26 protein-coding genes are annotated in these 26,054 nt (G+C 66.3%); 17 read left to right on the top strand and 9 right to left on the bottom strand.

Annotated features, from left to right (window positions below):
- Window position 1: 1 nt before the first annotated feature.
- Complete coding sequence (locus M3677_RS10160; RefSeq protein ID WP_251160466.1) at window positions 2-1,000, bottom strand: nuclease-related domain-containing protein; 999 nt, start codon at window positions 998-1,000, stop codon at window positions 2-4.
- 523 nt (window positions 1,001-1,523) lie between these two features.
- Here M3677_RS10160 and M3677_RS10155 point away from each other — a divergent pair.
- Window positions 1,524-1,694 carry a hypothetical protein gene (locus M3677_RS10155; protein WP_251160465.1) on the top strand — a complete coding sequence of 57 codons (171 nt, stop codon included), beginning with the start codon at window positions 1,524-1,526 and terminating at the stop codon, window positions 1,692-1,694.
- A gap of 253 nt (window positions 1,695-1,947) precedes the next feature.
- On the opposite strand, the gene M3677_RS10150 is transcribed toward M3677_RS10155, so the two are convergent.
- Window positions 1,948-2,103, bottom strand: a complete 156-nt coding sequence (locus M3677_RS10150; RefSeq protein ID WP_251160464.1) for a hypothetical protein — start codon at window positions 2,101-2,103, stop codon at window positions 1,948-1,950.
- Between the two features lie 362 nt (window positions 2,104-2,465).
- Here M3677_RS10150 and M3677_RS10145 point away from each other — a divergent pair, with 362 nt between their 5' ends.
- The 3 genes from M3677_RS10145 to M3677_RS10135 all read left to right on the top strand — a co-directional run bounded on the left by M3677_RS10145 (window position 2,466) and on the right by M3677_RS10135 (window position 4,852).
- Window positions 2,466-3,209, top strand: a complete 744-nt coding sequence (locus M3677_RS10145; protein WP_251160463.1) for an SGNH/GDSL hydrolase family protein — start codon at window positions 2,466-2,468, stop codon at window positions 3,207-3,209.
- 99 nt (window positions 3,210-3,308) lie between these two features.
- Window positions 3,309-3,803: a hypothetical protein gene (locus M3677_RS10140; RefSeq protein WP_251160462.1), complete on the top strand. Its 495-nt coding sequence runs from the start codon at window positions 3,309-3,311 to the stop codon at window positions 3,801-3,803.
- Between the two features lie 104 nt (window positions 3,804-3,907).
- Window positions 3,908-4,852 (top strand): hypothetical protein, encoded by a 945-nt coding sequence (locus M3677_RS10135; protein WP_251160461.1) that lies wholly within the window; start codon window positions 3,908-3,910, stop codon window positions 4,850-4,852.
- A gap of 51 nt (window positions 4,853-4,903) precedes the next feature.
- Here the strand turns inward: M3677_RS10135 and M3677_RS10130 are convergent, their stop codons facing one another.
- A complete protein-coding gene (locus tag M3677_RS10130) occupies window positions 4,904-5,623 on the bottom strand; it encodes a CPBP family intramembrane glutamic endopeptidase (protein WP_081984608.1) in 720 nt (239 codons plus the stop codon).
- A gap of 153 nt (window positions 5,624-5,776) precedes the next feature.
- Between M3677_RS10130 and M3677_RS10125 the strand changes: the two genes are divergently transcribed.
- From M3677_RS10125 to M3677_RS10100, 6 genes are all read left to right on the top strand, one after another.
- On the top strand, window positions 5,777-7,225 hold the full coding sequence (locus tag M3677_RS10125) for a polysaccharide biosynthesis tyrosine autokinase (RefSeq protein ID WP_209684074.1): 1,449 nt from the start codon (window positions 5,777-5,779) through the stop codon (window positions 7,223-7,225).
- A gap of 13 nt (window positions 7,226-7,238) precedes the next feature.
- Entirely contained in the window at window positions 7,239-8,183 is a 945-nt protein-coding gene (locus M3677_RS10120; protein ID WP_251160460.1) for a hypothetical protein, read from the top strand.
- 13 nt (window positions 8,184-8,196) lie between these two features.
- On the top strand, window positions 8,197-9,663 hold the full coding sequence (locus tag M3677_RS10115; RefSeq protein ID WP_251160459.1) for a sugar transferase: 1,467 nt from the start codon (window positions 8,197-8,199) through the stop codon (window positions 9,661-9,663).
- 581 nt (window positions 9,664-10,244) lie between these two features.
- Window positions 10,245-10,859, top strand: a complete 615-nt coding sequence (locus M3677_RS10110) for a glycosyltransferase (protein WP_251160458.1) — start codon at window positions 10,245-10,247, stop codon at window positions 10,857-10,859.
- Entirely contained in the window at window positions 10,856-12,073 is a 1,218-nt protein-coding gene (locus M3677_RS10105) for a lipopolysaccharide biosynthesis protein (RefSeq protein ID WP_251160457.1), read from the top strand. The genes M3677_RS10110 and M3677_RS10105 overlap by 4 nt, the downstream gene beginning before the upstream one ends.
- Before the next feature lie 2 nt (window positions 12,074-12,075).
- Window positions 12,076-12,819, top strand: a complete 744-nt coding sequence (locus M3677_RS10100; protein WP_251160456.1) for a hypothetical protein — start codon at window positions 12,076-12,078, stop codon at window positions 12,817-12,819.
- A gap of 52 nt (window positions 12,820-12,871) precedes the next feature.
- On the opposite strand, the gene M3677_RS10095 is transcribed toward M3677_RS10100, so the two are convergent.
- The 4 genes from M3677_RS10095 to M3677_RS10080 all read right to left on the bottom strand — a co-directional run bounded on the left by M3677_RS10095 (window position 12,872) and on the right by M3677_RS10080 (window position 17,189).
- Complete coding sequence (locus tag M3677_RS10095) at window positions 12,872-14,050, bottom strand: hypothetical protein (RefSeq protein WP_251160455.1); 1,179 nt, start codon at window positions 14,048-14,050, stop codon at window positions 12,872-12,874.
- Window positions 14,051-14,289: 239 nt separating this feature from the next.
- Entirely contained in the window at window positions 14,290-15,429 is a 1,140-nt protein-coding gene (locus tag M3677_RS10090; RefSeq protein ID WP_251160454.1) for a glycosyltransferase, read from the bottom strand.
- A gap of 8 nt (window positions 15,430-15,437) precedes the next feature.
- Complete coding sequence (locus tag M3677_RS10085) at window positions 15,438-16,016, bottom strand: acetyltransferase (protein ID WP_251160453.1); 579 nt, start codon at window positions 16,014-16,016, stop codon at window positions 15,438-15,440.
- A gap of 42 nt (window positions 16,017-16,058) precedes the next feature.
- Window positions 16,059-17,189: a glycosyltransferase family 4 protein gene (locus tag M3677_RS10080; RefSeq protein WP_251160452.1), complete on the bottom strand. Its 1,131-nt coding sequence runs from the start codon at window positions 17,187-17,189 to the stop codon at window positions 16,059-16,061.
- Between the two features lie 326 nt (window positions 17,190-17,515).
- Between M3677_RS10080 and M3677_RS10075 the strand changes: the two genes are divergently transcribed.
- The 5 genes from M3677_RS10075 to M3677_RS10055 all read left to right on the top strand — a co-directional run bounded on the left by M3677_RS10075 (window position 17,516) and on the right by M3677_RS10055 (window position 23,630).
- Entirely contained in the window at window positions 17,516-18,784 is a 1,269-nt protein-coding gene (locus tag M3677_RS10075; RefSeq protein WP_308201976.1) for a glycosyltransferase family 4 protein, read from the top strand.
- Window positions 18,781-19,809 carry a GDP-mannose 4,6-dehydratase gene (gene gmd, locus M3677_RS10070; protein WP_251155395.1) on the top strand — a complete coding sequence of 343 codons (1,029 nt, stop codon included), beginning with the start codon at window positions 18,781-18,783 and terminating at the stop codon, window positions 19,807-19,809. Before M3677_RS10075 ends, gmd begins: the two co-directional genes overlap by 4 nt.
- Entirely contained in the window at window positions 19,809-20,777 is a 969-nt protein-coding gene (locus M3677_RS10065) for a GDP-L-fucose synthase (RefSeq protein WP_251160450.1), read from the top strand. The genes gmd and M3677_RS10065 overlap by 1 nt, the downstream gene beginning before the upstream one ends.
- 35 nt (window positions 20,778-20,812) lie before the next feature.
- The gene (locus M3677_RS10060; protein WP_251160449.1) at window positions 20,813-22,633 is read left to right on the top strand and encodes a DUF4012 domain-containing protein; all 1,821 of its coding nucleotides are present in this window, start codon (window positions 20,813-20,815) and stop codon (window positions 22,631-22,633) included.
- A gap of 439 nt (window positions 22,634-23,072) precedes the next feature.
- Window positions 23,073-23,630, top strand: coding sequence for a hypothetical protein (locus M3677_RS10055; RefSeq protein WP_251155392.1), 558 nt, complete (start codon window positions 23,073-23,075; stop codon window positions 23,628-23,630).
- A gap of 94 nt (window positions 23,631-23,724) precedes the next feature.
- Here the strand turns inward: M3677_RS10055 and M3677_RS18060 are convergent, their stop codons facing one another.
- Both M3677_RS18060 and M3677_RS10050 read right to left on the bottom strand, forming a co-directional pair.
- Window positions 23,725-23,853 carry a hypothetical protein gene (locus tag M3677_RS18060; protein WP_268746769.1) on the bottom strand — a complete coding sequence of 43 codons (129 nt, stop codon included), beginning with the start codon at window positions 23,851-23,853 and terminating at the stop codon, window positions 23,725-23,727.
- A gap of 52 nt (window positions 23,854-23,905) precedes the next feature.
- The gene (locus M3677_RS10050; RefSeq protein WP_251160448.1) at window positions 23,906-24,796 is read right to left on the bottom strand and encodes a VanZ family protein; all 891 of its coding nucleotides are present in this window, start codon (window positions 24,794-24,796) and stop codon (window positions 23,906-23,908) included.
- 271 nt (window positions 24,797-25,067) lie between these two features.
- Here M3677_RS10050 and M3677_RS10045 point away from each other — a divergent pair, with 271 nt between their 5' ends.
- Window positions 25,068-25,394: a hypothetical protein gene (locus M3677_RS10045; protein ID WP_066652101.1), complete on the top strand. Its 327-nt coding sequence runs from the start codon at window positions 25,068-25,070 to the stop codon at window positions 25,392-25,394.
- Between the two features lie 113 nt (window positions 25,395-25,507).
- Window positions 25,508-25,837, top strand: a complete 330-nt coding sequence (locus M3677_RS10040) for a hypothetical protein (RefSeq protein WP_209684057.1) — start codon at window positions 25,508-25,510, stop codon at window positions 25,835-25,837.
- Window positions 25,838-26,054: the final 217 nt, after the last annotated feature.

Genomic DNA, 26,054 nt, shown 5'->3' with positions numbered 1-26,054 from the left:
CTCACGCCTCCGGCAGGCGGTACGTCCCGACCGTGATCGTGTGCGCGCCCTGGCCGGCCAGCTGCCGCACGACCGAGTCGGTGCGCGCCCGGTTCGGCACGGCGTGCTTGCGTGCCAGGTCGGTGACGAGCCCGCGGAGCTCGTTGTCGTTCGTCACGACGGCGGTCGTCGCGGGACGACCCGTCGGCGTCGTGCTCGTGCTGCGGTCCTCGGGGTTGACGTACGCCGCGGCGTCGCCGGAGTAGAACACGCACGAGTCGACCCACTGCGGTCCGTTGCCGTCCTCGTCGGCCAGGAACCGCTGCAGCCGGCGGGCCTGCTGCCGGACCTGCCGGGTCGGGGCGTTCCCGCCGGACTGCACCCGGACCTGCCACCAGTGCTCGACGTCGTCCGCGTGGTCGAGGACACGACGGCTGCGGACCTGGATCGCGAACGACCCGGTCAGCGACGACTCGTCGAGCAGGTTGCGGAAGGCGTGGTGCACGGCGCTCGGCTTGCGACCGTCGAACACGATGCCGTTCCATCGCTTGTTCTCGATGACCAGCACGTGGCCGGACTCGAACACGAGCACGTGGTCGAGCTGGGCGGCGTAGCTGCGGTCGCGGTCCCGCTCGCCCTGGGCCACCGGCACGAACACCACGTTGGTCAGCAGGGCGCCGTTGATCCCGGCGGCCTTGCAGACCTCGAGGATCGTGCGCTGCGAGGCTTCCTCCCAGCGCATGCCGGTGCGGGCGAGGGCGCGACCGGCCTCGGCCTCGGCGAGGGCCTGCTGGCGGGAGGCCTCGGCACCGGCGAGCTGCCGCGCGTGCTCCGCGTCGGCGGCGGCGGTATGCTCGCGGTGCTCCCGCTCGAGGGTGCCGGTGCGGTGGTCCAGCCGGACCTCGGCGTCGGACAGGGCGGCACGGTTGGAGGACTGGGTCCGCCGCAGGACGATCACCAGGACGACCACGACGATCGCGAGCCCCCCGGCGACCACCCACGGCACGAGGTCGCTGGTCATGGGTTCACCTCACCACGGCTCGACGCGAGTCGGTCGCCGCACCCCGGCGCGTCCCGAGGTCCGATCGCACGCCCGGTACCGAGGACGAACGCTCCCGGGGACTGCTGCGTAGGTTCGGGTGGTCCCCACCGACCCGTGCCGAAGGAGCTCGACACGCGGTTCAATCGACGAGGTGACCGAGGCATCTGGCGCGTACGCCACAACCCCTGCCACCCAGCATTAGGCACCTTCTGCCTATGAAGGGTGGAGGTCCCTCGACGTTCCTTAGCCAGGACCGCCGGGGATCGCGCTCGTTGGTGTCGAGGGTTTAAAACTTCCCGGGCCGACCCCTGGCTGGTCCTCCCCGATACGGTCCGCGGCAGCTGAGGATGGTGATCGTCAATGCCTTGTGGAGGTGTTCGGAACAGGTCTGGCCAGCGGGCTGTCCCGCGAGCATGAGGACGTTCCCATCTACGCTGCCGAGTCGATGCCCCTCGACACAATCGGCAGCTTGGAGCCCCTCGGCTCGCCCCAGCCTGTCTCCGTGTATGACCTCCGGTTCGAGCAGACCGGCGTGCTCGCCCAGGTGAAGGCGCTCGCCGTCGCGCGCTCCGACGACGTCGCGTACGTCGAAGTCGCCCGGCAGAGACTGCAGCCTGCGTGGGCGCCCAGCGGTTCGGTCACCGCGCGGACGCGGAAGCCCCGCGACCGCTGATCGGCAAAGGGTCGCCGCGACCGGTGGACGCATGGCGACGCGTACTCACCTCCCGAAGTTGCCCGCGGCGGCGCAGAGATCGACCTCGCCGTGCCGGACCCGGTGCTCGCTTGGGTGCAATTCCCTGACCGGATCCTCGAAGTTGAAGCGCGGGCACTCGCGCACACCGAGCGGGCCGTCCTCGTCGGGTGGGGGTTCGGGCAGGGCGCCGACTGCGCCTGGGTCTGGCGTGACGCGGTCTGTTGCTCGGAGGTCAGCGCCGCCGCGCGGGACGGCGACGCACGCGAACCTCGAAGACCTTCAGCGTGACCATCGCGAGTACGAAGATCCAGACCCACGGATGGATCAGCGCGTAGCCCCACAACCCCGCGAGCAGGGCATTCACACCTTGGAGGACGCCCGCGAGCACGAGGAAAACATCTGGTCAGGGTCCACGCCTGGCACCGTAGCGATGCTTCACGCCGCCGATCTCCCCCAATTTGCGCGTCGTCGCCGGAACAGATGTGAACCAAAAGGCCGCGACCCTCGTAGACCAGGCGGCCGAAAGGAGGAGCGATGACCGAAACAAACACCCACGCGCTCCGCAAGGAGTACATGCTCGGGATGCAGACCGGCGACCTCGAATGCACGCAGTGCGGAGAGAGCTGGGCGAGGGACGATCCGGACGTCTCAGAACCTGTCCCGGTAACTAGCCGCACGACGACGAGAGCGCCCCGCCCCTCGGGCGAAGGGGCGGGGTGCTTCCTGAGCGTCGCTTAGGATCGACACATCATGGGGAACGGATTCGTTGGCTGGTTCAGCCGCTCCTACAAAGGCATCATCATCGCGCTCGTCGCCGTCATGGCGGTCACGCTCGTATTCCTAGCAGTGCAGCAAGTCAATGCGAGCAAGCCCGCCGCAGGCGCTGAACCGCTACCAGCACCGACCTACACACGGATGAAAGACCCCCGACCCGTCGCAGCGTTCCTCGGTGACTCCTACACCGCAGGGAAGGGAGCCTCAGCCCCCGCGGACCGGTGGGTGAATATCGTTGCAGACGTCGAGGACTGGCAAGTCAGGAACGACGGAGCCGGCGGGACCGGGTACGCAGCGACCGCCAGTCTCGTTGGATGCGGGAAGCAGTTCTGCGACAACTACGTCGGACGCATCGGCGACGTCGTGAAGCAGAAACCGGACATCGTCGTGGTCGCAGGCGGACAGAACGACTTCGGGCTCTACCTCCAGGACCGCAGCGCTGTCGAAGCCAACATCACGAAGACCTTCGACCAGCTCCGCGAGCAACTGCCTAACGCGAGGATCATTGCGGTCGGCCCGTCGACGACGACGGCTGTCGCTTCCCACGTTCTCGGACTCGACGCGGCAGTCCAAGCAGCCGCAGCATCAGTCGATGCGACTTATGTCAGCCTCATCGACCCGAACGTGATCGACCCCGCCTGGGTGCTCCCGGACGGCGGACACGTGAACGACGAAGGCCATGCCGCTATCGCCAAGCGCGTCGAAGAGGGTCTCAAGTAGCTGAAGCCCGAAGGACTAGACCGCGAGTGCTTCGGCGATCAACGTCGCGTAAAAGATGCCGAAGTAGTTCGCGCTGAGCTGCACGGGTGCGTCTCGTCGGTGCTGACGTACTTCGGGGAGAGCGTAGCCGTCACCCACGGCCGGTTCGCGGTGTCGATTGTGGCGCCGCTGATATCGGTGAGGCCGACGGAGTTCACCGCCGTCCGAATCTGCGCGTCCGAGTACGGGGCGTCGTCGTGCCTCAGCCCGATCAGAAACACGTTTGAGGCCTGTGCGACGACGTCGCCTGCCACGCGCTTCCCGATCAGTTGTTCGCCTTGGCTGCCGTTGGCGAGCCCGCCCGGGTGGGATCGTGAACGTGTCGGCACTGCTCAGAGCGCCGTACTTCACGATCCCACCGATGGGGAGCTGGTTGGTCGCGCGGTCGCTGCGGTGCGGCTTCCCCGGCTCGAGCGGGACTTTGCGACGGCGATCGTGTGTCCGTCCGGCCACATCATCGGGCTCGACAGCGATCAGCGGCGCTACGAGGTCGCTGCGTCACCGAGCAGGCTCGAGCTCCTCCGCGACCAGCTCGACGAGCAAGCCGGCCGGTAGCCCGGTCGAGGCCGGTGCGCGCCGGGCCGGTGGGCGATGTGTCCGACGGCCCACAGGTGGCAGCGGACGCCGGCACGCTCCGCCGTGGTCGGTACGGTGCCGTGGTGCACCAGGGAGAACGCGGCAGCGCGCAGCAGATCACCGTCGGAGTCGCGGTCGGAGCCGGGGCGGGCGTCGCCGGTCTGCTCCCGTGGATCGTCACCGGGATGCGGCTCCCACTGCAGAACCTGTGGGCGACGCCGACCACCGACCCGTCGGACATGCCGATCGCCCTGCTGCCGTTCAGCCAGTACGCGGTGACGACCATCGCGTCGCTGCTGCTCGTCGGGGGAGTCGTCGCCGGCATCGCCGTCCGGGTACTGCGTGCTCGCGGGGCCGTCCGGCGCAGCGGATCGCTCGCGGCGCTCGCCGGGCTGGTCGGGGTGCAGGTCGTGGCCGTCGTCGAGACCGCCGTCGTCACGGGCGCCGGCATGCGGATGGACGGGACGCCGGGCACCGGTGCGGACGTCAGCGCCGCGCAGCTGTACGTCGTCGCGCTCACCGTCGGGTCGCTCGTGTGCGTCGGCGCGGCGGCGGTGCTCGCTGCGCTCGTCGCCCGAGCGGCTCCCGGCGGTGCGCTCGTCGCACTCGCCGTCGGCGCGGTGGCGCTCGGGTCGTGGGCGAACACGTTCGTCGTCCCGCCGGTGTCCTCGCCCGGTGACGCGGCGGGCGTCGTCCTCGCGGTGCTGCGGTGGCTGCCGGCCGTGGCGGTCGGTGCGGCGATCGCGTGGACCGGGCTCCGTACGGTCGGTCAGGGCATCGCCGCGCTGATCGCGCTCGGGCTCTTGTGGACGGGGACCGCGGCGATCACGGCGGTGTCGTACGCACTGGGGTCGCGCGTGTACCTGCCGTACCCGCTCGAGATGGTGTCGGCCGGCGCCACGGTCTTCGTGATGGCGATGGGACCGGCGGGAGCGACCCTGGTGCCGCTGCTGGTCGCCGCCGTCATCGGAGTCGCCGGTGCGGTCGTCGTGCGCTTGCGGGACGGACGGCGCCGGTCGGAGCCCTGAGCAGGATCGGTGCGGCCAGGTCGAACGGCGCTGGGCGGCTTCCGGACCGCGTCAGCGCGGCCAGGTCGCGACGACCGCCACCGCGTTGAACAGCACGTGCGCCACGATCGCGCCGCCGATGCGGTTGGTCATCGCGACCAGCGTGCCCGTGAGCAGCCCGAGCACGAAGGTCGTCAGGAACACCTGCACCCCGCCGAGCGAGGTCGTCGCCGACCCGAGGAAGAGGTGCGACAGCGCGAACAGGAACGCCGTCACGAGCACGGCCAGCCAGCGCGTCCGGGGCGTGAGCTCGGCCGCGAGCAGACGCTGGAACAGCCCGCGGAAGAAGAGCTCCTCGAGCACGGGGCTGACCAGCACGATGCCGACCGCCGACACGAGCAGCAGCCCGATGTCCGGGGTCCCGAGCGACGGCGCGGGCTGCAGGCCACTCGTCCCGGTGAAGGACAGCGCGAGCACGGCGTCGAACACCCGTGTCAGGATCACGACCCCGAGCGCGAACACGAGGTCGCCGAGCTCGATCCGGAAGCGGCCGAAGAGGTCACGGCCCGAGCGTCGGAGTACCCAGACGATGCCGAGCACGAGCGGCACCCACACCGCGAGGTTGCCGAGCAGCACCTGGAGCACCGGGCCGGGGACGGCGCCGCGCAGCGTCAGGCTGCTCACGATCCGGGCGAGGACGACCGCCACGACGAGGGCGACCAGCAGGGCGACGAGGTCGCGTTGCCGGGCGGTCGAGGGCTCGGTGGCGGCCACTTCCGGCTCGGATGTCATGGGGCGAGCGTAGAGGACGACCGACGCAGATCGGCAAGAACAGCCGAGTGAGGCTCAATGGTGTGGCACTATTTGTATGCCGTCTGCTGGGACAAGCCCACGGAACCTGTGTCGGGACCACAGGAACGGCCAGGATCGGGGAAGGCGGGCCGCGTGGAACTGCGCGACTACATCACAGTGCTGCGGAAGAGTTGGGCACTGATCCTCGTGCTCGCCCTGGTGGGCGTCGCGGCGGCAGCAGGGTTCTCCCTGCTGAAGAAGCCGGTGTACTCCGCCGAGGCGCAGGTGTTCGTGTCGACGGAGACGTCGGGCAGCGCCAGCGACCTGGCCCAGGGCAACACCTTCACGCAGCAGCGCGTGCTGACGTACTCGAACCTGGTGTCGACGCCGATCGTGCTCCTGCCGGTCATCTCGTCGCTCGGGCTCGACATGAACGCGGACGAGCTGTCGAAGATGGTGTCGGCGACGGCGCCGACGAGCACGACCCTCATCTCGATCACGGTCAACGGCACCGATCCGGTGCAGGCGACGAACATCGCGAATGCGACCTCGCAGAGCCTGACCAACGTGGTCGAGGACATCGAGGCCACCGACGAGAACGGTTCGAGCAGCGTCAAGCTGACCCGGGTGAAGCAGGCGCAGGTGCCGAGCTCGCCCGTCAGCCCGAACGTCCCCGTCAACATCGCGCTCGGTCTGCTCGTCGGTCTGGCGCTCGGCGTCGGCATCGCCGTGCTGCGCGAGACCCTCGACAACCGCGTCCGTGTCGAGACTGACGTCGAGAAGATCAGCGACAAGCCCGTCGTCGGCGGCATCGCCTACGACAACAAGGCGTCCGAGCGACCGCTCATCGTGCAGGTCGACCCGCGCAGCCCGCGCGCCGAGTCGTTCCGCACGCTCCGGACGAACCTGCAGTTCCTCGACCTCGGCACGGGCTCGCGCACGTTCGTCATGACGTCGTCGATGCAGTCCGAGGGCAAGAGCACCACCGTCGCGAACCTCGCGATCGCGCTGGACAGCGCCGGCTTCAAGGTCATCCTGATCGACGCCGACCTCCGTCGCCCCCGCGTCGGCGAGTACATGGAGGTGGACGGCTCCGCCGGGCTGACCGACGTGCTCATCGGTCGCGCGAGCCTGGAGGACGTCGCGCAGCCCTGGGGCCGCGGCAACATGGTCGTGCTGCCCGCCGGTCAGATCCCGCCGAACCCGTCGGAGCTCCTCGGCTCGAAGGCCATGCAGGACCTGATCGAGACGCTCGAGCAGCAGTTCGACTACGTGCTCTTCGACGCACCGCCGCTGCTGCCCGTCACCGACGCCGCGATCCTGTCGAAGAAGGCGTCCGGTGCCATCCTCGCGGTCGCGTCCGGCAAGACCCACAAGGGCCAGCTCGCCGCCGCGGTCGCGTCGCTCGAGAACGTCGGCGCACCGATCGCCGGCTTCGTCATCACGATGATGCCGGTCAAGGGTCCGGGCGCGTACGGCTACGGCCGCTACGGGTACGGCTACGGGTACGGCCTCGACGAAGAGGAACCGCCCCAGAAGTCCACCAAGTCGTCGGGGAAGACCCGCGGCAAGCTCGGCGTGGTCCGCCGCGCGGACCGCTGACGGCGGTCGGGGGATGAGCCAGCGCCGGGGGATCCGAAGCCTCGGGAGCGAGCTGCCGCGGACGACGCTGATCGGGATCGCACTCGTGGTCGTCGCGCTCGTCGTCGTCGACGTCGTCCTGGTGGCGCTGGCGCTCGCGCGCACCGCGCCGGAGGCGCGCGGCGACGCCGGTCCGGTGCCGACGTTCGGTTCGAGCGCGTCAGCGCCGGCGACGCCGGGACCGTCCGCCACCGCGTCGGCAGAACCGACGGCCGACGGGGTGTCGACCCGTCACATGCTGTCCGCGGTCGACGGCCTGGAGGCATGGCGAGCCTCCAGTACGACCTGTGACGTCTCCGAGACGGTGCTGGAGCACACCACCGACGGTGGGCAGGAGTGGTCACCCGTCGCCCTGGGCGACGACGTGCGGACCATCGGGTCGCTGCGCGCGACCGCCGACGGCCTGTCCGTGCTCGTCGGCGTCGGCGACGAGTGCGCGACCGAGGTCCGCACCAGCACCGACGACGGAGCCACCTGGGTGCTCGGGACCGCCGGTGCCGCAGGCGCGGGGGTGACCGACCAGGGGTTGGTGCTCGGGGACGCGGTCGTGCCCTCGCCCTGCGAGGACCCGCTCGACGCCTTCCGGGGTGACAGCACGACGCTGGTCGCGTGCGCTGACGAGCTGCGGTGGCGCACCGGTACCGGTGCGTGGGTGACCGTGCCGATCGACGGCGTCCGTGCCCTCGCGGTGAACGGGACCGAGTACACGCTCGCGCGCATCGGGACCGACTCGTGCGACGGCGTGCAGATCGAGACGATGCCGGCGTCGGGTGTGACGCCTGCGACGACCACCACGCCGATCGGTTGCAACCGGGTCGCGACGGACGGTGCGATCGCGCTCGACCGCTCCGGGCAGGACGTCTGGATGTGGGCGGGCGCCGGCGTCGCGGTGTCGAAGGACGGCGGGGCGACGTGGTGACGCGGGGTCGGCGATGACGGCCGAGGCCGTCCACCAGCCGGTCTCCACGGGGAGCACCCGCGAGTGGAGCCGCACGTACTCGCGTCGCGTGCTCGTCACCGACCTCCTCGCACTGATCTGGGTCGTCTTCGGCGTGCAGATCGCCTGGCTCGGGTTCGACTCGGACCTGATGACGAACACGGCAGACCTGCGCCTGAGCTACTTCGGCATCTCCGTGGTCGTCATCGCCGTCTGGATGATCGGGCTGGCGCTCTACGACACCCGTGGTGACCGCGTCATCGGCGTCGGGAGCACCGAGTACCGGCTGGTCGCGGACTCGAGCGTCCGGGTGTTCGGGCTGATCGCGATCGCCGCCTACCTGCTGCGCGTCGACCTGGCCCGCGGCTACGTGCTCATCGCGTTCCCCGTCGGCATCCTCGTGCTGCTGCTCTCGCGCTGGATGTGGCGCCAGTGGCTCGTCGCCGAGCGCAAGCACGGCGGGTACTCCGCGCGGGTCCTGCTCGTCGGTTCGACGGCGAGCGTGCTGCACATTGCACGGGAGCTCGCCCGAACGCCCGAAGCCGGCTACCGCGTGGTGGGGGCAGCGGTGTCCGACGGAACGCGGGGTGTATTGCCAGGCTCCGCCGTCGAGAGTCACGGCGGCATCGACGACGTCACGGCAGCCCTGGCCACGACCGGAGCGGACACCGTCGTGATCACGAGCTCCGACGACCTGCCCCCGGAGCGGGTCCGCCAGCTGAGCTGGTCGCTTGAGCCCGGCCGGCAGCACCTGGTCGTCGCGCCGAGCCTGACCGACATCGGTGGCCCGCGGATCCACACGCGCCCGGTCCAGGGCCTCCCGCTCATCCACGTCGAGACTCCGACCTACTCCGGCCGGAAGCTCTACACCAAGCGTGCGTTCGACCTGATCGGATCGGCAGCACTGATCATCGTGCTCTCCCCGGTCCTGCTCGTGCTCGCGGTGCTCGTCAAGGTGACCTCCGCCGGGCCGGTGTTCTTCCTGCAGGAGCGCGTCGGCCTGAACGGTTCGACGTTCCACATGATCAAGTTCCGGTCGATGGTCGTCGACGCGGAGCAGCGCCTGCAGGAGCTCAGCGCGCTCGACCGCGCCGAAGGCAACACGGTCCTGTTCAAGATGAAGAACGATCCGCGCGTCACGCGCGTCGGTGCCTTCATGCGGCGCTACAGCCTCGACGAGGTTCCGCAGTTGTTCAACGTCCTGGTCGGGAGCATGTCGCTCGTGGGCCCGCGGCCGCCGCTCGCTCGTGAGGTCGAGCGCTACGACGTCCATGTCCACCGACGCTTCCTGGTGAAGCCCGGCATGACTGGCCTCTGGCAGGTCAGCGGTCGGTCCGACCTGTCATGGGAGGACTCGGTAAGGCTCGATCTGTACTACGTCGAGAACTGGTCGTTAGTCAGCGACTTGATCATTCTGTGGCGCACTGCGCGCGCGGTTCTGCGCTCCCAGGGAGCCTACTGACAAGCGACGAGTTGACGCCGAGCGCAGTCGTTGTGTCCCAACGCCCCCTGTACATGCGCTCGGCTGCACCGAGACAGTAAGTATGATATTGGCGGCACGCAGGGAGAAGATTGATGTCGGGAACCACATCGCGCAGGTTGGCTCGACGAGTCGTCATCGTCGAGCCCAATCCGACAGGACACCGTCTATTCTACGTGCACCTCCTAGCGGACGCGGCAGACCGCAGTGGTGATGCGGTGACGCTGGTTCTGGGCGGAACGCCCGCGCAGGAGGATTTGCGTGTTCACCTGACCGGACTGTCTGCAAACGTCGAGGTTCTGCTTCGACCGGTATCGAGCGTCAAGGAGGTAGCGGCGATCTCGCGCAGTCTCTCAGCTAGCTTGACCGTCGTTCCCGACGGAGACGGCCTTGCACTGGAATTGGCGAGAAGGGGACGCTGGAGTGGCCTTGGTGAACTGAGCCTACTCGTGATGCGAGAGAAAGCTCAACCGAGCTCGTTCGCCTTGATGACCGCGATGAAGTCAATGATCAGGACGGCAGCCTTCATCAGAGTCGCATCGATGCCCCGGGTCCGACTCCGCATGCTCAAGTCATCATCGTGGCGCGGAAAATCCCGTTTCAACGTTGCCCGAGACCCAATTCGACTTTCAACTTCGCCGGAGTCGGTCGCTCGCTTTCGAGAATCACACCGCGTTCGTGAAGATCGCTACTGGTTCGCGGTACTTGGGGCAGTTTCCGCAAGGAAGAACCTGCCGTTGATTCTTGATGCACTGCGTTCTATCGATGCTCCTGTTGGGCTGCTTGTTGCTGGTCGCTTTGGTGACGATGTCCTTGATGAGGAGCGCCAGCGGCTTCTTCAAATGAGCCGCGAAGGGCGGGCCATCGTCATAGATCGGCTGTTGAGCGACGAGGAGCTTGATGCGGCTGTGGCGGTAGCGGATTGCGTGGTTTTGGCACACTCCAACGAGGGACCAAGCGGATTGCTAGGGAAGGCAGCGGCGATTGGAACTCGTGTTGTAGCGTCTGGTGCTCAAAGTTTGCGACACGATCTATCAGCACACGAGGCCCTCGGGACTTGGGTGCCTCTAGAGGTTGGCGAGTTAGCAATCGCATTCAGACAGGCGACCACTCAGCAGCGACCCTCGGCTGTTCTGTCCGCCGATAGTCGTAGTTTCACTACCGCGTTGCTCCGATGACCGCCCGCGCGCCCCGCGAGCGTCCGTTAGCTCACCAGGCACTTTTACTAGCCGCTGCAACAGGCACTGCTCAAGTGCTCGTAGCGGTCCTGTATCTCTTAGCTGCACGGGGTGTGGAGCCGGCAGAGTTCGGAGCGACAGTTTCGGCAATTGCGCTCGGCACAGCGGCGGCGGGATTCATCGACTTTGGAACGAATAATCATTGGACACGTGAACTCGCTCGCAAGGCGATGCCTGACCAGTTATTTGAAGATCGCCTGTTCTCCAAGCTCGTGTATACGATCACCGCTGCGGGCGGATGGGCTCTCCTTTGCCTGCTGTTCTTGCCGCAGTCGCATGTTTGGCTTGCGGGGCCGATCACTGCTGCGCTCGTCATCAACCAGGCCTATCAGGTCCGGTTGCGCAGCGCGGCTCGGGGCGAGTTGGTTGCACTGGTGATACTTTGCGATCGCGTGGCTGCGACGATGCTGTTCGCCGGTATGAGCCTCGCTGGTGTCGACGCGCCGGTCGCGCTCTGGGCCGCGCTGACCGCGGGGTCGCTTGCTGCTGCCGTTATTGCCAGACGCCTGGGTGGGGTGAGGAAGGGAGGCATCCGGCCACGTTTGACCAATCCGTGGTCGGGTGCGCACTTCTTCGGATTGGGCGTGGTCGCGAACAGTGCGCAAGCGCTGGACCTCACGATCCTCTCGGCCGTCGCAGGTTCGACGGCCGCCGGAGTATACGGAGCCGTGAACCGCTGGACGCAGCCGATGGCACTCCTTGCTGCCGCCTTCTCGTCAGCGCTCGCACCCTATGCGGCGCGAAGCTCGACTCTCTCCGAAGCCTGGGGGCAATTGCGACGCGCTCTGTGGATGCCCCTCGGTGCAATAGGTGTATCAATCGCTGTCTTCTTTGCGGCACCATTTGTGGTTGACCTGCTACTCGGCCGCGCCTATGAAGACTCCTCAGCGACATTGCAAGTACTCGCCCTTGTCGTCATTCCTTCAATCATATGTCAGCCGCTTGTCGTCATCTTGCAGTCGTTCAAGCGCGATCGGTTCGTTGCTGGCGTTATGATCACGGCTGCCCTGGGGCAACTCATGCTCGTCCTCGTACTGGGCGGGTCGAGCGGGGCGCTCGGAGCGGCGCAAGCGGCTCTGGCTGCTCAGATTTTCATTCTTCTGGCGCTCGTCGGTGGAACAATTCATCTCGGCCGCTCGACATTGAAGGAGTAATCTTGAGTGACACAGTTCTCATGACAGCTACAGTGCAACCAAATACCAATATCTTCGTGTCTCAAAGCGACCCCGAGATGCGCATGCGGCAGTACCAGGAGGCTATCGCTGCCATGCGGACAGGAATCAGTAAAAGCGTTGACCTCGTGATTGTGGAGACGAGCGGGGCCGATCCATCGTCCCTTACGGCCTTGCTCTCTCCGGCCGGTCGTACGGCGACTCGGGTCATCAATTTCGACGCTACCGAGTCCGATCCAGAGCGAGGAAAGGGGCGGGTCGAAGCTGATGCCCTCCGTCATGCAATTCGCATCGTCAGGGATCAAAAAGGCGCATTGGCCACGGTTCACAAAGTAACGGGTCGCCTGATTGTAGCCAACGCGGCGCGCATCTTCGCGGCTTTGCCGGGCCCGATCGTGCGGGTTCGATCCACACTCGATCGCACGTTCGTCGACACACGCGTGATCAGTGCTCGGGCGCAGGAGTGGGAAAGTGTTGTCCTTCGAGACTCAGCTTTCATCGACGAGTCATCGGGAGTCTATCTTGAGCACACCGTGGCAGCGTCACTCGCCCATGCTGCTGCGCTGAAGCAGATTCGCCTCGAGCGCTTCCCGGCTCGGCCCCGCATCTGGGGGCAGTCCGGTTCTACGGGCGGTACCTATTCCGGAGGCCCCAACTCGGCTGTGAGTGGCGCCTGGGGTTGGATTGAGCGCCAACTCGCAGAAGTCGCGTCTAGAAAGCAAGTTTGAACTTCGCGGGAGCGAATAGTCACCATGGCCTTCAAATACGCCGACTGTGGTGTCAACGTCGTGCAGTGCGCCCGAAGGACGAAAACCACGCGAATAACAGGATGACTGACAGTGACGCCATCGATTGCAGGAGTGATCCCCTAAGTACGATGAGGAGGTAGACGGGTACGATGCAGCCGATAACGCCTGGTGTTCCGGCCAGCTCAATTTCCCGTTGCAACCTCTCATCCCAGCGACGAGTGAAAAAGCCCAACGCCACCATGCCGATAATGAGTAAAGGCCAGCCGCCGTTCACCATCAGCTCGGCCCATAGCGGGGCGGAGAGATTGGTGAAAGAATACTCCCTGAATTGGGCTAGAAGGATCCCGGTATCAACGGGCTTGTTCGCCCACAAGTCGCGAGGCACCCAGAAGAGGACCACCCCGAGCAGCTGCTCACCCCAAGTGATTCCTTTCGCTGCGAGAAAATATATCGCGTTGTTAATCTGGTAAAAACTATCAAAGTCACCGCTGAGGAGCGCCTCAAGGGGTCCGCCGAACTTGACTTTGGCATCTGTCGAGTTGCGGAAAGTGGACGCGATGGGGAACAGGAAGAAGAGCGAAGTCAGAAGTGCGATCGAGATCGACCGGTACCTCCGAATCGACGACCAACCTCCGCAGGCAGCAACCAGAGCGACGTAAACAGTGCCTACTGTGTATCTGGGACTTGACACGGGGTTTACCAGTAGGAGCAGCAGGGCCACCGTCACTATCAGCAGTATGACTGGCGCTGTCTCATTCTTGGCGCGTCGCTGTCGGAAGAGCAAAATTTGGGCGACTGTCGCAACCAATAGACCCATCTGCGAGAAGCCGGTGATCAATGCTGCCGTTGTCGGGTTGCCCCAAGTCGCTGCACGTTCTATATCCAAGACCGTTCGAGCTTGAAAAAGTGATCCTATGCCCAAGCTACCGACGTAGTACGCAGAGATGAGGAAGGCGAGCAGTGTCGTCACCAAGACGGACGTGCCGTGAAGCTCAAAGATCCTTCCTGCGAATCGAGGTCCTGGAGATGCCTGACGCTTGCCCACAGAAGACCCTATTAAGAACACGCCGTATCCAATCAGCACTACGCTGACTGATTGCCAAGCATAGTCTTGAATGAATCCGGGGGTCGTGGAGATCTCAGCGCGCTCTCGGAGTTGCACCATGGGTGCGATCCCCAGGAAGCCGTAAACGAAGACCGAGATGACCATGTCGACGATATGAAACTTACGATCGGCTACCGCCCAGGCAAACCGCGCCGCAGCGAGAGCCGCCGTCGCAAAGCATCCAACCCAAGCTGAGTACCCGCCTGTCGGAGTCGTGGCGACCACGACCAGGGGCACAACTAAAGCGAGGAGGACAAATAAGAGCGTTCCCAGAAGTGGTTGAGGTAGGGCGGCAGCGGACCGCCGGGGAGTTGCTTTGGCTCGGATGGTGGCATTGGCAAGTGTCACGAGCGGTGCTCCAGATCACGCGCGTCGCCGTAAGGAATTCTTCTTCTTCCTCGCATGGTGGCCTCGTTGTACGTTTCTATGAGGGCTCGCGTCACCGCGGCATTGGAATATAGTTGGTCAGTCGCTTTCAAAGCTGCATGGCTCAGTGCCTCGCGTGCTGCTTTGTCTCTCAACAGCGCTTCGATGATCGCCGCCAAGTCCTGCGACGTGCCGTCGGTTACCTTTGCCGCTCCGGATTCGGCGAGTTCGCCCGCGATACCGCAGTCTGCAGTGATCACTGTTGGTGTACCGACGGAGAGAGCTTCGAGAACGGTGACGGGAAAGACCTCACCGCGACTCGGGAGGACAAATACGGTCGCTTGCGCCAACCGAGCCGCTGCGCTGCCGGGGGCGATGACGCCTTCATAGCGGAGGCGAACGTCGGGGTTCGCGCTCATGAACGCTTTGAGTCGAACAAGGTCTCCTTCGTCTGGCCCCACGACCGCGAAGGTGGCCTCTGGCGATGTCTCCTGGATGGCTTTGGCGGCTTCTGCAAACGCAAGCACACGCTTTCGTGGATGTAATCGTGCAAGAAACAGTACCTCATTGTTGACGCGTTTCGCGGCGACGGAACCCGATCGAATACCATTCCTGATGCGACTAATCAGTTGAAGTGGCACGAGCTCACGCAGGCCAGATTCCTCGTCCATGGTCAGTGCGAGTATCGCCGAAGCGCGGCGAAGGAGCGGAAGGATGATCAGTCGGTCTACCGCCCTGACCGCGACACGCGAACTAGGGGCGATCATGCCATGTGGCTGAAGCATTGTGGGTGCGCTCGATTTTACGGCAGCATTGGCGACGATCACGTCGAATAGGTGACGACCGCTATGTACGTGCACAAGGTCAAAACGATGTATATTTCGACGGAGCCATTTTCGGAGCCCCCAGGTCGCCGTGACGACAAATCCTGCGCGCAACAAGGGTTTCGCGCGCAGAAGGATGAGCTCGACACCCGGTACCGTCGGTGGTTCCAGGCCGTCCCAGCCGGCAAGCAGGGTGACGTCATGCCCTGCTTCAACGAGACCTGCCGCTTGATTCAGGGCCACACTGACCGGGCCACCGAACGCGCCGTCTGCCGAGATGTAGGTGACCGACATCAAGATCTTCAAAAATCTCGGCCGTCCTCTTCGAAGCGGGCGCCTATCACCTGTGCGGGGTTTCCGCTGGCAATTGAGTTTGCGGGAACCGCACCGTTCACCACGCTCATTGGCTTCAGGAGGCTCGACCTCCCCACATGGCTTCCGCCGAGGACCATGCACCTAGAGGTGATCCAGACGCCGGGTTCTATGTGGATCGGTCGTGTAACAAGCGCCATGTCTCGCCTGTGGGCGTGGCTCCCGGTCGTGAGGAAGGTCTCTTGAGAGATTACTACGTCGTGACCGACGCAGATGTGGTCCTGGTTGTGAAACCACACGCCCTCGCCGATCCAGCTGTCGTCACCGATGTGCAGCTTCCACGGAAATCGGACGCGTGTGCGGGGCCTGAAGGTCACCCTGTGTCCGATCTGAGCACCGAAGGCCCGGAGGACTTTCACGCGCAGGTTGGAGGAGATCTGCCACGGGTTGGTCACGAAGAGAAGCTCGGCGGCCCCCCAGAGGTAGACGACTGCCTTCGAACGGCCCCATGATGTGCGCTCGCCTGGAGCGTGCTTGAGCGCGATGACGCGCACGACGTCGACAGCCATGAGTCCCCAAGTTCTTGTACAACGAGGACCGACCTCGCCTACTCACATCCTAGGGTGACGCGCCCTCGACTTCGAGAGGGCAACGAGCGCTCTGAGTGCCTCTGCGTACTGCCTCACCATGTGGTCGAGGGAGTATCTCCTCGACTTCTCGCCGATGGCGGCACCCAGACGAAGTGCTGCCTGGGGGTCGTCGGCGAGTTGCTTCATTGATGTCGCCAGAGCATCAGCGGTAGGGGCGCACTCGATGCTGTCGTGGCCTGGCGTGAGGTATTCGTATTCCGGACCGTGTCGAGTGCCCGTGGTTGTGATGATGGGAAGCCTCATTGCCATGCTCTCAACGGCGATCAAACCGACCCGGCCCGGATTCACCAGGGCGATCGCTACCTTCGCCAGGTGCGCCTTCATCTCGTCTCCGATATAGCCGAGCAACCGTACCTGTCCTCTAGCGGCGGCACGAGCGAAGGCCTTCTCGAGTCGACCGCGTCCCCCCACTACGAGGGTGATGTCTGGCCGCGTTGTCCAGAGGGCGTCCAAGGCCTCCACGACGAGGTCGATTCGCTTGCTTTCGTCCAGGCCGCCGACCATCGCGAAGACCGGACCATCGCCGATTCCAAGACGAGAACGTGACTCGGATGGCTTGCTCGTCTGAACGAAGTTGATGTTCGCTTCCAACTCACGGACGTCGATTGAGTTGTGCAGCGAAGTCACTCCGGCGCAGTCAGCGCGCCACCTCCTCGCCAACGTGGCTCCGGTGTCCGTGTACGCGAGGACGTGATCAGCGGCCCTCGTCTGCCATCGGCGCAGCATGCGGGTGATCCGATTGTCACCTGCGGTGAAGGCCTCGACATGCCCCCACACGCCGACCGGTCTCTTCCGCTGCAACAACGCCTCGTACGTCGCGGACGCGCCTGCCGCGAGCTCGGCCACGACGACGTCCGCATCTCTCCATGCCCGTCGACCGCTTACGAGTCGCAGACGGGCTCTGCCGAGTCGCATCGTCGTCGCTGTCATGGCAAGCTGGAGGACGCCTTCGAGATGCGCAGAGTCTCGACGACTGGCTTGAGCGCCAGTGGGAGCGCCGGCCGCGATTACCAGCTCGTGACCGTCATGCGCGAGCTCTGTCGCGAGTGCTTCGAAGAACGCAGCGCGGTACGTGGGCACGTACGGCTGCATGATTACGATCCGAGCCAATGTTGGTTGCCCTTCTTCTCTACTGTCGGCTCAGGCTAGTGTCCTGCTGCTCGTTCGCTTCTCCATCTGGCGTCTGGCCGACAGTTAGTCGAGCAAGGAGCTGGTCGCGGATTCGCCAAGAAGGCGAGGCGCTTGCTCACGGAACGGTCCCGGTGGATCCGCCCCGACGTCGATCATCTGAGTCACGAGTGCTTCGGTCAAGCTCTGACTGAGGGGCTTGAACGGGCTGACTTGACGTTTGGAGCCTCGAGGGCTGCACCGGACTTGCGGAACGTGCCCACTAAACTGAGCACCTGTTACCATCACGTGTGCAAAGAGCAGGATCCGTGACGATCGTCGGGCTCAACTACGGGCCCGAATCAACGGGGATCGCTCCCTACACCGGCGGGTTGGCCAGGGAACTTGCGTCTCGATCGTGGCGCGTACGGGTGCTGAGTGGGTTCCCGCACTATCCACAGTGGCGCTTCGCTGGAGGACGCCCCCCTCGTTCGCGCGTCTCTGTCGAAGACGGGGTGATGGTGGTCAGGCGACGGCATCGGCTCCCATCGAAGCCCGGGGGAGTTGCGCGCGCTCTCTCTGAACTGTCCTTCGGCGTCGCGGCGATTTGCACGCGGTTTGCGAGGCCAGACGTCGTCGTCCTGGTTTCACCTGCGCTCATCTCGTGCGCAGCGGCGCTGGTGAAGGCGCGTCTCGTGACGCGGCGTCCGGTCGTAGTTTGGGTGCAGGACCTGTACACCCTCGGTCTTCGGGAGCTCGGCGTCGGACGTCCTGGTGTGTCAAGCCGGCTCATCGGTGCGATCGAGAAGTGGACACTGCGGTCTGCCGATGCGGTTGTCGTGATCCACGAGCGGTTCCGCGACACCGTCGTCGAGGAGCTCGGTGTTCGTCCTGCTTCAGTCGAGGTCGTACGGAACTGGTCCCACCTCGACGACGACTGGCAGGTCGATCGCGACGCATCACGCGCTGCCCTCGGCTGGGAGCCGTCGGAGTTCGTCGTCCTGCATGCGGGGAACATGGGGGTGAAGCAAGGCCTCGAGAACGTGGTGGACGCGGCTCGCCTCGCAGCTGCGACCGGTTCGCGAGTGCGTTTCGTCCTGCTCGGAGACGGGAACCAACGCTCGGCCCTTGCTGAACTCGCCGCCGGGGTGGCCAACGTGGAGATGATTGCTTCTCTCCCCGACGACGAGTTCCGCGATGCGCTCGCTTCCGCTGATGCGCTGCTGGTGAACGAGCGTGCTGGAGTTGCGGGCATGGCTGTCCCGAGCAAGCTCACCTCGTACTTCAGCACAGGGCTACCAGTCATCGCCGCTACAGACCCCGGCAGTGTCACAGAGAGTGAGGTACTCCTCGCGGGAGCGGGGCCAGTTGTGCCCGCCGGCGACCCGCAGGCTCTGCTTGACGCAGCGCTCGCGCTCGCCGGAGACACTCAGCGAGCCCGGGCGATGGGCGCGTCTGGTCGACGGTTCCGGACCGAGCGTCTGACTGCGGAAGCATCGTTCGATAGATTTACTCACCTGCTGATCAGGCTGGCGACCAGCCGTAGATCAACTACTACTAGGGAATCGGGGACTGCTTGACCAAGCGCGCGCTCATCACGGGCATCACGGGACAGGACGGGTCGTACCTGGCCGAACTTCTGCTTCGCAAGGGGTACGAGGTGCACGGTGTCATCCGTCGTGCGTCGACGTTCAACACCTCGCGCATCGACCACCTCTACGTCGACCCCCACAACCCCGACGCCAAGCTCTTCCTGCACTACGGGGACCTCGGCGACGGTGCCCGTCTCGTGAGCCTCCTCGGTGAGCTGAAGCCCGACGAGGTCTACAACCTCGCCGCGCAGTCGCACGTGCGCGTGTCCTTCGACGAGCCCGAGCACACCGGTGACGTCACGGGCGTCGGATCGATGCGCATGCTCGAGGCCGTCCGCATGTCCGGTATCCACACGCGCTTCTACCAGGCGTCGTCGTCGGAGATGTTCGGGGCGACCCCACCTCCGCAGAACGAGGAGACCCCGTTCTGGCCGCGCTCGCCGTACGGTGCCGCAAAGGTCTACAGCTACTGGGTCACTCGCAACTACCGCGAGGCGTACGACATGTTCGCGGTCAACGGCATCCTCTTCAACCACGAGTCCCCTCGGCGAGGCGAGACGTTCGTGACGCGCAAGATCACGCGCGCAGTTGCCCGGATCAAGGCGGGCATGGAAGACCACGTCTACCTCGGCAACCTCGACTCAGTCCGGGACTGGGGGTACGCGGCGGAGTACGTCGAGGGCATGTGGCGCATGCTGCAGGCGGATGAACCGGACGACTTCGTCCTCGCGACCGGCGGGAACTTCACCGTCAAGGACTTCCTGTCGACGGCGTTCACCCACGCCGGGCTGAACTGGGAGGACCACGTGCGGTTCGACGAGCGGTACCTCCGCCCGAGTGAGGTCGACGCCCTGGTCGGCGACGCGTCGAAGGCGAAGGAGAAGCTTGGTTGGGAGGCCACGGTCGACACTGCGGAGCTCGCTCGGATCATGGTCGACGCGGACATCGAAGCGCTCCAGCACGAGGGTCGGCCGTGGATCGACACCGTCAAGCTTGCGAGCTGGGAGTCCTGATGGCGGCCGAGTTCACCCCAGGGCCGCTTGATCGTGACGACCGCGTCTACATCGCTGGACACCGTGGTCTCGTCGGGTCGGCGGTCCAACGGAAGTTCGCAGCAGAAGGCTTCACCGATCTGATCGGACGGACCTCGTCCGAACTCGACCTCAAGGACCGTGTCGCCGTCTTCGACTTCTTTGCGCAGGAGCAACCGAAGCACGTCGTCCTGGCGGCGGCCAAGGTCGGTGGCATCCTCGCCAATGACACGTACCCGCACGACTTCCTGAGCGAGAACCTGCAGATCCAGGTCAACGTCATGGACGCGGCCGTCGAGCACGGTGTCGAGCGTCTCGTGTTCCTCGGATCGTCCTGCATCTACCCGAAGCTGGCGGAACAGCCGATCCAGGAGGACTCCCTCCTCACCGGGCACCTCGAACCGACCAACGACGCGTACGCGATCGCGAAGATCGCCGGGATCCTGCAGGTGCAGGCAGTACGACGTCAGCACGGTCGTTCCTGGATCTCCGCGATGCCGACCAACCTCTACGGGCCAGGCGACAACTTCTCGCCCAAGGGGTCGCACGTGCTGCCCGCCCTCATCCGTCGGTACGACGAAGCTGTGCAGCAGGGTGTCCACCAGGTGGAGAACTGGGGCACGGGGTCACCCCGCCGCGAGTTCCTGCACGTCGACGACATGGCCTCCGCTGTCTTCCACCTCATCGAGCACTACGACGGTCCGGACCAGGTGAACGTCGGTACGGGGTCGGATGTCACGATCCGGGAGATCGCCGAGACCATCGCGAGGGTCGTCGGCTTCGAGGGTGAGACGGTCTGGGACACGTCCAAGCCCGACGGCACTCCGCAGAAGCTCCTCGACGTGTCCAAGCTCGCCGAAGCAGGTTGGACCGCACAGATCGGGCTCGAAGAGGGCCTCCGCAGCACCATCGATTGGTACCGCGAGCACGCAGACTCGGTTCGGCAGTGACCTCGGTCGGACATGAGGGACCGTAGGATTACCTCATGTCCGACCAGCCCGAGTCGCGACGCGCTGCAGAGAGCCGGGGGTCCAGGGCCCGCGTCGTGCTGTGGACCGTCCTGGCCGTCGTCCTCCTGCTGATCCTCGCCGTCGTCTGGGTGGGGGTGCGCGGTGTGCTCGCCAAGGGGCACCTCGAACGCGCGGTGTCCGACGTCAGCACGCTGCGGTCGCAGTTGACGGACGCCGACACGAGCGCCGCGCAGCAGACCGCGGAGCACCTGGAGGACGAGGCGTCCGCGGCCCGGTCGCTCACCGGCGACCCGGTGTGGGGCGCCGCCCAGTACGTCCCGTTCTTCGGGACGAACCTCCGAGCTGTACGCGAGGTCGCCGTGGTCGTCGACGATGTAGCTGACGGTGCGGTGAGTCCCGTCGCCGGCGTCGTCGGTGGACTCGGCGTCGACTCGTTCGCGCCGAAGGACGGCAAGGTCGATCTGGACCCGCTCGTGAAGGCGCAGCCGGCGGTCGCGCAGGCGGCCGAGACGCTGACCAAGGCCGACCGCGATGCGCAGGCGATCGACACGAGCGGCACGCTCTCGCCGGTGACGTCTGCGGTCAACCAGCTGCGGAACGCCGTGCAGTCCGCGTCGACGCAGGTCGACACGGCCAACCGCGTCGTGCAGCTCGCACCGGCGATGCTCGCTCGGGACGGCGAGCGCAACTACGTGCTGCTGTTCCAGAACAACGCCGAGCTCCGCGCCGGCGGGGGCATCCCAGGGGCCGTCGCGCTGCTCAAGGTGCAGGACGGGTCGATCAAGCTCGAGAACCAGGCTGCGGGTTCGTCGTTCGGTCCCTACGAGCAGCCAGTGCTTCCGCTTGAGGCGGACACGGCCAGTCTGTACGGCGACATCACCGGCAGGTACATGCAGGACGTGAACCTCACGCCCCGCTTCGATGTGACGGCACAGCTCGCCCGCGAGATGTGGAAGCAGAAGTTCGGGCAGGAGGTCGACGGTGTCCTCGCGATGGACCCGGTGACGCTGAGCTACATGCTCCGGGCGACGGGGCCGGTGCAGCTGGCAACGGGTGACACGCTCACTGCGGACAACGCCGTCCAGCTGTTGCTGAGCGACGTCTACACGAAGTACTCGGACCCTGCGGTGCAGGACGCCTTCTTCGCGTCGGCCGCGAGCGCGGTCTTCGACAAGGTGTCGAGCGGTGGCTTCGACGCGAAGCGGTTCATCGGAGCGCTGACCCAGGGGACCGACGAGGGGCGCCTCCGCTTGTGGAGTGCGACGGAGGACGAGCAGCAGCGTCTCGACGGCACAGCGCTGGCCGGCGAGCTCCCCACCGCATCGCGTGAGACCCGGCAGTTCGGCGTCTACCTGAACGACGGCACCGGTTCGAAGATGGACTACTACCTCGACAAGACCGTGTCGGTCGGATCGTCCGTCTGCCGGCAGGACGGTCGTCCGACCTCCGTGGTCCAGGTCACGCTCAAGAACACGGCTCCCGCGGATGCCGCGACCAGTCTCCCGCGCTACGTGACCGGTGGTGGGGACTTCGGCACTGAGCCGGGCAAGATCAAGACGCTCGTTGCGGTCTACGCCCCGGAGAACGCCATCTACCTCGGCTCGACGCAGGACGGCAAGCAGGTCGGCGTGCAGACGGCGACCGACGGCGGGCACCCGGTCACGCAGCTGCAGACGCTGCTCGCGCCGGGGGAGAGCACGACCTTCCGCGTCGCGTACCTCGGCGACGCCAAGTTCGCGAACGCCGGTGTCGAGGCGATCTCGACGCCCGGCGTCAAGCAGGGCAAGGTCGAGCCCCTCCAGTTCGAGTGCAAGGACCCGGTCCCCGCGGGCTGAGCGCGAACCATACGTCCGCGGCCCGTCCACGGAACGGAGGCGACGGCGTGTCGAGCCGTGCATCGCGGTTCATGTTGTCCCCAGAGTGGGGGGTTCAGGACTTTTCTGAGCACGCGGCTCAGCCGGTCTCAGGAACAAACCGAGCGGCGGGATGGGCGGGGTGGATCCGTCGGATAGTGCCTCTGACCTGGGCTTATGATTCTGCTACCGCGCCCCGAGCAGAGGGTGCAAGCGCCCCTCAGCTGTCCCTCATGCGCACCAGGGCTGGGCCGATCTCGAAAAAGTTTCGGATCAGGTGGCAACAACCTGAGGATTCCCGCTAGATTGAGGGAACTTCGCCATAGCGACCGCTTGCTCCTTCACGGCTTGCGTTTGGGGGGAGTGCCACGGGCTCTGGGCGTCAGGGTCTGCAGGATCAGATTCTTAGGGGAAACACTTCATGAAGAAGCTCATCGCAGCTGCCGTCCTCGCGGGCGCAGCGTTCATCGCCATCCCGACCGCGGCGAACGCTGCCGGCTACGCGCCGGACTCGAGCGTCTCCGTCTCGGGCACCTACAGCGCGGGCGGCACCGCCAACGTCAGCTTCACCGACGGTGCGTTCCAGAACGGCGAGACCGTCAACGTCCAGGTGACCGGCGCCGGCGCCGTGACCCTCGGTGCGCTGCCGACCACGACGGTCTCGAAGGCATACACGGCTTCGCCGACCGGCGCGCTCGTCGTCAAGGTCACCTTCCCGGCCGGCGCTTCGGGTACCTACAACCTGACCGCCACGGGCGCCACCTCGGGCGTCGTCGGCCTCGCCTCGTTCACCGTCGCCCCCGGCGACACCGCCGTCACGGTCGGCTCGAACGGCAACTCCGGCACCCCCGGCCAGCTCGCCTTCACCGGTGGCACCATCTCGACGCTCGGCCTCTGGGCTGCCGGCGGCGCCATCGTCCTCGGTGGTGGCCTCCTGGTCGCCCGCAAGTCGGTCCGTCGTCAGAACGACGCCGCCTGAGCGCAGCTGAACTGAACGAAGCCCCCGGCACCTCGGTGCCGGGGGCTTCGTGCTGTCGTCGATGGAGGAACGAGGACGGATCAGGTCGGGCGGCTCAGGTGACGACGAGGGCGATCGCCACGACGGCGATCACGACGAGCGGCGCGACGATCCACAGCCACCAGGGGAAGGTCGACGGCCGGCGGTAGGGGCGATGGTGCTTCCGATCGGGGTTCGGGTCCATGCGCTGACCGTAGGCCGCGCACAGGCCGAGCGGTTCGTCCGTCGTCAGATCGTCACACTGCGGCCCGCGACTGTCCGCCAGCCGCGCTCACGCGGGCCCGCCCCAGCACCACGATCCCCAGCAGGACCCCGAGCACCGCTCCGGAGGTGTTCGACAGCACGTCGTCCACCGACGCGAACCGCGCTGGCAGGAACAGTGCCTGCACCGTCTCGATCGCGCAGCTCGCCAGGAACCCGCCGAGCATGCCGACCCACCACGCGCGTGCCCCGAAGAGCAGCAGCACGAAGAACCCGAACGGCACGAAGAAGAGCACGTTCGCGGTGAACTCGACCGATCCGTAGTCGAGCCACTGCGGAGCGCCGAGCCGGTGCCCCGCCGCGATCGCGCGCGTCAGCCACGGGTGGATCCCGCGGTCGACGGGGGAGCCCGCCGTCGCCACGAGCACCACCAGGAGCGCGTAGGCGGCCGCGAGCGTCCACGCCACCCGCCTCGTGCGTCCCGACGCGTGCGCGGCGCGGTGCCGTGCGTGCCAGGCTGCGTCGAGCAGCGCCCCGATCGCGACCCCGACGAGGCCCGCGAGCACGACGGACCGGAACCGCTCGCCCGGGGTGGAGGACTGTGCCGCCACGGCGACGGCGGCCGCCAGCACGACGACGGCGCTCACCAGGGCGCGTCCCGCCACCCCGGCCGGCCGGGAGGCCCGGCTCGCCCCCGCCAGCAGCACCGGCAGCAGGGCGGTCACCAGGGTCACCGCGATCGCGGCCACGAAGCCGTCACCGAGCGTCAGGGTGCCGTGCCCGAGCGCGCGCAGCGCGCCCACGAGGTGGAGCAGCGCGGACCGGGCGCGGTCCGCGAGGCCGGGCACCAGCAGGACCGCGCCCACGAGCACGACCGCAGCCACCATCCCGCTGCGCACGATCGTGGTCCTCGTCCTGGTGCTCATCGGGAACGACGCTAGCGGGCCGCGCCTCCCGTCCGGGATGGACGCGAGGGGACCTCGCGAACCCGCGGGAACCGGTTCATCCACGGAACGAGTACCCCGATCGCGCACCTGTACCCCGTTCCCGAGTCCCCCGACCCCGGAAATCCGGGGCTGTACCCCGATCCGTATGCACGAAACCCGTGAATGGACGGGCATCGCTGGCGTCCCCGGGGGACGTTCTCGTACGGTTGCACCATCACCTGATGTACCCCGGATCGCGAAGGAGAGCGACATGAGCACCACCGTCACCACCGACACCCGCGAGGTCACCCTCGACACCGACACGGTCGACGTCATCGCGATCCTCGAGGCCGAGGCAGAGCACTCCGGCCGCGCAGCACGTGCCAAGACCACGTGGACGCAGGAGGACGACGGCGAGTGGATCGCCAACTACGGCGGCTACTTCGGCGGCAGCGTCGACAAGCGCGACGGCCGCTACGTGGCCTCGGACACCTTCGGACTCGTCGTCGGCGACTTCGCCACGCTCGAAGAAGCCCAGACGAAGCTCTCGGACCAGCTCCACGTGATGCTGCCGGCCGTGATCCGTCCGGTCGCGTAGTGCCCGACGACCATCCGGCCCTCGCGGTCAGCACCACCAGCCAGACCCGCACCACCAGCACGGCCCGAACCACCAGCACCGTCCAGCACCACAGCAGCACGAGGAGCACCACCATGAGCACCAGCGTCGCCAACAGCCAGCAGGCCGAGGTGACCGTGGACACGGCGACCATCGAGGTCATCACCGGCATCGCTGCCGGCGTCGTGTCCCCCGATGCACCGGCCCGGGCGCACGTCGTCTGGTCCGAGGCCGACGCGGGGCTCTGGGCGGCGAACTACGGCGGCTACTACGGCGGCGTGATCGACCAGCAGGGCGCACACTTCTTCGTGTCCGACACCTTCGGTCAGTACGTCGGCGACTTCCGCTCGCTGCACGAGGCGCAGGACCGCCTCGCCGAGCGGCTCCACCAGCTGCTGCCGGACGTGCGCCGCACGCTCGACTGAGCAACGATCCGACCGGGAGGCCCGGGTCACCTCCGCCACACGGCGGACGTGATCCGGGCCTCCCGTCGTTGCGCGCCCGCCGCGACCCTCGCGACGGGGCGGAAGCATGCACCCCCAGTTCGAGGAGGGTCCCCCACACTGGGGACCGGTGTTGACCCCTGGTGCACTCAGTGTCCTGCCAGGATCGGGACGACGCCAGCGACCGTCCCTCTGCACG

The organism is Curtobacterium sp. P97, assembly GCF_023712445.1.
GTDB lineage: Bacteria > Actinomycetota > Actinomycetes > Actinomycetales > Microbacteriaceae > Curtobacterium.
Note: the sequence above shows the minus strand (reverse complement) of the source record. Positions and strands in the feature narration are given on the sequence as shown.